The organism is Ruegeria denitrificans (genome assembly GCF_001458295.1).
GTDB classification, from domain to species: Bacteria; Pseudomonadota; Alphaproteobacteria; order Rhodobacterales; family Rhodobacteraceae; genus Ruegeria; species Ruegeria denitrificans.
In genome coordinates this window covers 1-4355 of sequence record NZ_CYUD01000033.1, presented here as the reverse complement: position 1 = coordinate 4355, position 4355 = coordinate 1, and the positions used below count along the sequence as shown (strand labels likewise).

Here is a 4355-nt window from a genome sequence, read left to right as displayed (position 1 = left end):
CGGTCCCAGTCGCCGACCAGATCGCGCACCGTGTGGGGGGCGTTTTTCAGCGGGTTGTTCTCCGCGTCGATCTTGCCGTCGATGATGTCCTGCGCCTCGGCCCGGATGGACAGCATGGCGTCGCAGAAACGGTCGAGTTCCGCCATGGGTTCCGATTCCGTGGGTTCCACCATCAGGGTGCCGGCCACCGGCCAGGACATGGTCGGCGCGTGGAAACCTGAATCGACCAGACGTTTGGCGATGTCGTCGACGCTGACATGGGCTGCCTCGTCCAAGGGACGAGTGTCGAGGATGCATTCATGCGCCACCCGGCCTGTCTCGGAGGTGTACAGGATCGGATAGGCCTCACTCAGGCGCGCCGCGATATAGTTGGCGTTCAGGATCGCCACTTTGGTCGCCTGCGTCAGACCGGCGCCACCCATCAGCAGCACATAGGCCCAGCTGACCGGCAGAATGGACGGCGAGCCGAAGGGTGCCGCCGAGACCGGACCCAAGGCGGTGCCGTATTCCGGGTGACCGGGCAGATGCTCTTCCAGATGCGCCTTGACGCCGATCGGGCCCATGCCGGGGCCGCCGCCGCCATGCGGGATGCAGAAGGTCTTGTGCAGGTTCAGGTGGCTGACGTCACCGCCAATGTCACCCGGACGCGACAGGCCCACCATGGCATTCATGTTGGCGCCGTCGATATAGACCTGACCGCCGTGATCATGAGTGATCTGGCAGACTTCCTGCACGGTGGTCTCGAACACGCCATGGGTGGACGGGTAGGTGATCATGCAGGCGGCCAGATGGTCGCTGTGCTTCTCCGCCTTTTCACGGAAATCGGCGACATCAATGTTGCCCTTGTCATCCGCTTTCACCGGCACAACCTGATAGCCCACCATCTGCGCCGAGGCCGGGTTCGTCCCGTGCGCCGAGGTCGGGATCAGGCAGACATTACGCTGCGCCTCACCGCGTGATGCGTGATAGTTGCGGATGGTCAGCAGGCCCGCATATTCCCCCTGCGCGCCCGAGTTGGGCTGCTGGCTGATCGCGTCATAGCCGGTGATCTGGCACAGCTTGTCGTTCAGATCTGCAATCATCTCGTGATAGCCCTGCGCCTGATCTTCGGGGCAGAACGGGTGCAGATTGCCAAACTCGGGCCAGGTGACCGGGATCATCTCGATCGTGGCGTTCAGCTTCATGGTGCAGGACCCTAGCGGGATCATCGCCCGGTCCAGCGCCAGGTCGCGGTCGGCCAGACGGCGCATATAGCGCGTGATCTCGGCCTCGGCCCGGTTCTTGTGGAAGATCGGATGGGTCAGATATTCGCTTTCGCGCAGCGCGTAATCCGGCAGGCGGTAGGCCACGTTCGAGCTGTCATCCTTACGGTCAATGCCGAAGGCGCCCCAGACGGCCTCGATGGTCTCGGGCCGGGTCTGTTCGTCCAGGCTGATGCCCACTTTGCTGTCGCCGACCTTGCGCAGGTTGACGCCCCGGGCCACGGCGGCCTCCATCACGACGTTCTGCAGATGACCAACCTCAACCGTGATGGTGTCGAAGAACACTTCAGGCTCAACGGCAAAGCCCGCCTCTTCCAGACCAGCGGCCAGGCGCGAGGTCTTGCGGTGCACCGATTGCGCGATGGCCTTGATGCCGTCGGGGCCGTGATAGACCGCGTACATCGACGCAATCACCGCCAGCAGCGCCTGCGCGGTACAGACGTTCGAGTTGGCTTTCTCGCGGCGGATATGCTGTTCGCGGGTTTGCAGCGACAGGCGGTATGCCTTGTTGCCACGGCTGTCGATGCTGACACCGATGATCCGGCCCGGCATCGAGCGCTTCAGCTTGTCGGTGGTCGCCATATAGGCGGCGTGCGGGCCGCCATAGCCCATCGGAACGCCAAAGCGCTGGGTCGAACCGATGGCGATATCCGCGCCCATCTCGCCGGGCGACTTCAGCAGCGCCAGCGACAGGATGTCGGCGGCGACGATAGCAATTGCCTTATGCTCATGCAGCGCCGCGATCTCTTTGGTGAAGTCACGCACGTGACCATGGGTGCCCGGATACTGGAAGATCGCGCCAAACACCGCGCCTGCGTCCAGCGTATCGGGATCAGCGACCTGTACCTCGATGCCCAGAGGCTCGGCGCGGGTTTTAATGACCGCGATAGTCTGCGGGTGGCAGTTGCGGTCGACAAAGAAGGCCGCGTTGTTGGCCTTGGAGCGGCCACCGCGCTTGGCCATTGCCATGGCCTCGGCAGCAGCAGTCGCTTCGTCCAGCAAGGACGCGTTGGCCACGTCCAGCCCGGTCAGGTCGCTGACCATGGTCTGGAAGTTCAGCAGCGCCTCAAGACGGCCTTGGCTGATCTCGGGCTGATAGGGCGTGTAGGCGGTGTACCAGGCCGGGTTTTCCAGGATGTTGCGCAGGATCGGCGCAGGCGTGGTGGTGCCATAATACCCCTGACCGATCAACGAGGTCAGAACCTTGTTCTTGCTCGCCACCTGCTTCATGTGAAAGAGCGCATCACGCTCGGTCATCGCCGGACCCCAGTCCAGCGGTTCCTTCTGCCGGATCGCAGGCGGAACCGTGGCGTCGATCAGCTGGTCCAGCGTCTTGAAGCCGATCACCTTGAGCATGTCGCGCATCTCGGTGGGCGACGGGCCGATGTGGCGGCGGTTGGCGAAGTCATAGGCTTCGTAATCGGTCAGTTTGAAGGCCATTGCAGCGCTCCTGTCGAATAGGTCAGGTCCGGCCGGGCAGGCAGGCGCCTCCGGCGGGGGGTGAGGGCCGTCCCGGAACCTGTCCGGTGGACAGGTTCAGGCCCGAACGGGCGGAGCCCCAAATCGGAAGCCCCTGGTGAAGCGAGGGAGCCCCAAGAGCGGGGCTCCGAAGTTGGTTTAGCCGATGAAGGACTTGTAGCCGTCCAGATCCATCAGGTCTTCCAGCTGCGAAGCATCCGTGACCTTGATCTTGTAGATCCAGGCCTCGCCTTCAGGATCGTCGTTCAGCGAACCGGGGTTGTCGGCCAGCGCCTCGTTCACTTCCACGATCTCGCCATCGACCGGCGCGTACAGCTCGGACGCGGCCTTGACGGATTCGATCACGCCGATCTCGCCGCCCTTTTCGAACTCGTCGCCTGCTTCCTGCTGCTCGACGAACACCACTTCACCCAGCTGCTCGGCGGCGTGTTTGGTGATGCCCAGAGTGGCCGTGTCCCCTTCGACGGTCAGCCATTCATGCTCTTCGGAATAATAGGTTGCCATGTTGTCTCTCTCCTGACTTCAACGCTTGTAATTCTGTTTGACGAAGGGCAGGGCCACGATCTCGGCCGGTTGCGCCTTGCCCCGGATGATCAGGTTCACCTTCTCGCCCGGTTCGCCATGGCCCTTGCTCACATAGCCCATAGCCACCGGTCCGCCGACCGTGGGGCCAAAGCTGCCCGAGGTGATCTGGCCGATGGTGTTGCCCTCGGCGCACTGGATTTCCACGCCCTGACGTGCAGGCGCACGGCCATCAGGCTTGATGCCTACCAGCTTACGGGCGGCACCCTCGGCCAGTTCCTTTTGCACCCGATCCGCCCCCGGAAAGCCGCCTTCTTCCTTGCGGCGTTTCTGAATGGCCCAGCCAAGGCTGGCCTCAATCGGCGAGGTACTCTGGTCGATGTCATTGCCATAAAGGCACAGACCCGCCTCCAGCCGCAGGCTGTCGCGCGCGCCCAGACCCGCCGGTTCGCAATCCTCATGCGCCAGAAACGCCTTCGTGACCTCAATCGCCTTATCCTCGGGGATCGAGATCTCGTACCCATCCTCGCCGGTATAGCCCAGCCGCGAGATGCGGCATTCGACACCGTTGATATCGGCAATCGTGGTTTCCATGAACTTCAGATCGCGCGCGGCAGGGCACAGTTCGCCCACCACGTTTTCCGCCGCAGGGCCTTGGACCGCCACCAGGGCACGGTCGAAGATCTCGGTCACTTCGACACCTTCGAGGTTCGCTTTCATATGCGGAATGTCCTGATGACGCAGCGCCGCGTTCACCACCACAAAGAAATGATCGCCCGCATTCGACACGATCAAATCATCCATGATCCCGCCTTCAGGGTTGGTGAAGAACCCGTACCGCGCCTTGCCTTCCTTCAGCGTCGCATAAGCCTGCGGGCAGATCGCCTCAAGCTTCTCGCCCACATTCTCACCGCGCAGGATCACCTGACCCATATGAGACACATCAAACACCGCCGCCTTCTCACGACACTGCTTATGCTCTCCCATGATCCCCATCGGATACTGGACAGGCATCTCCCAACCCGCAAAATCAACCAGCTTACCTCCCAACTCAACATGGAGATCGTAAAGGGGGGTGCGTTTCGGTTCGGT

Annotated in this window: 3 protein-coding genes; all 3 read right to left on the bottom strand. The window is 62.5% G+C overall.

What is annotated here, in order from left to right; genetic code table 11:
• Positions 1–2702: aminomethyl-transferring glycine dehydrogenase (gcvP, locus tag RUE5091_RS22360; RefSeq protein ID WP_058284156.1), on the bottom strand; the 2702-nt coding region annotated here is incomplete at its 3' end.
• 177 nt (positions 2703–2879) lie between these two features.
• Positions 2880–3245, bottom strand: a complete 366-nt coding sequence (gcvH, locus tag RUE5091_RS22355) for a glycine cleavage system protein GcvH (RefSeq protein WP_058284155.1) — start codon at positions 3243–3245, stop codon at positions 2880–2882.
• Between the two features lie 18 nt (positions 3246–3263).
• The coding region (gene gcvT, locus RUE5091_RS22350) for a glycine cleavage system aminomethyltransferase GcvT (RefSeq protein ID WP_112297219.1) at positions 3264–4355 on the bottom strand (1092 nt) is incomplete at its 5' end.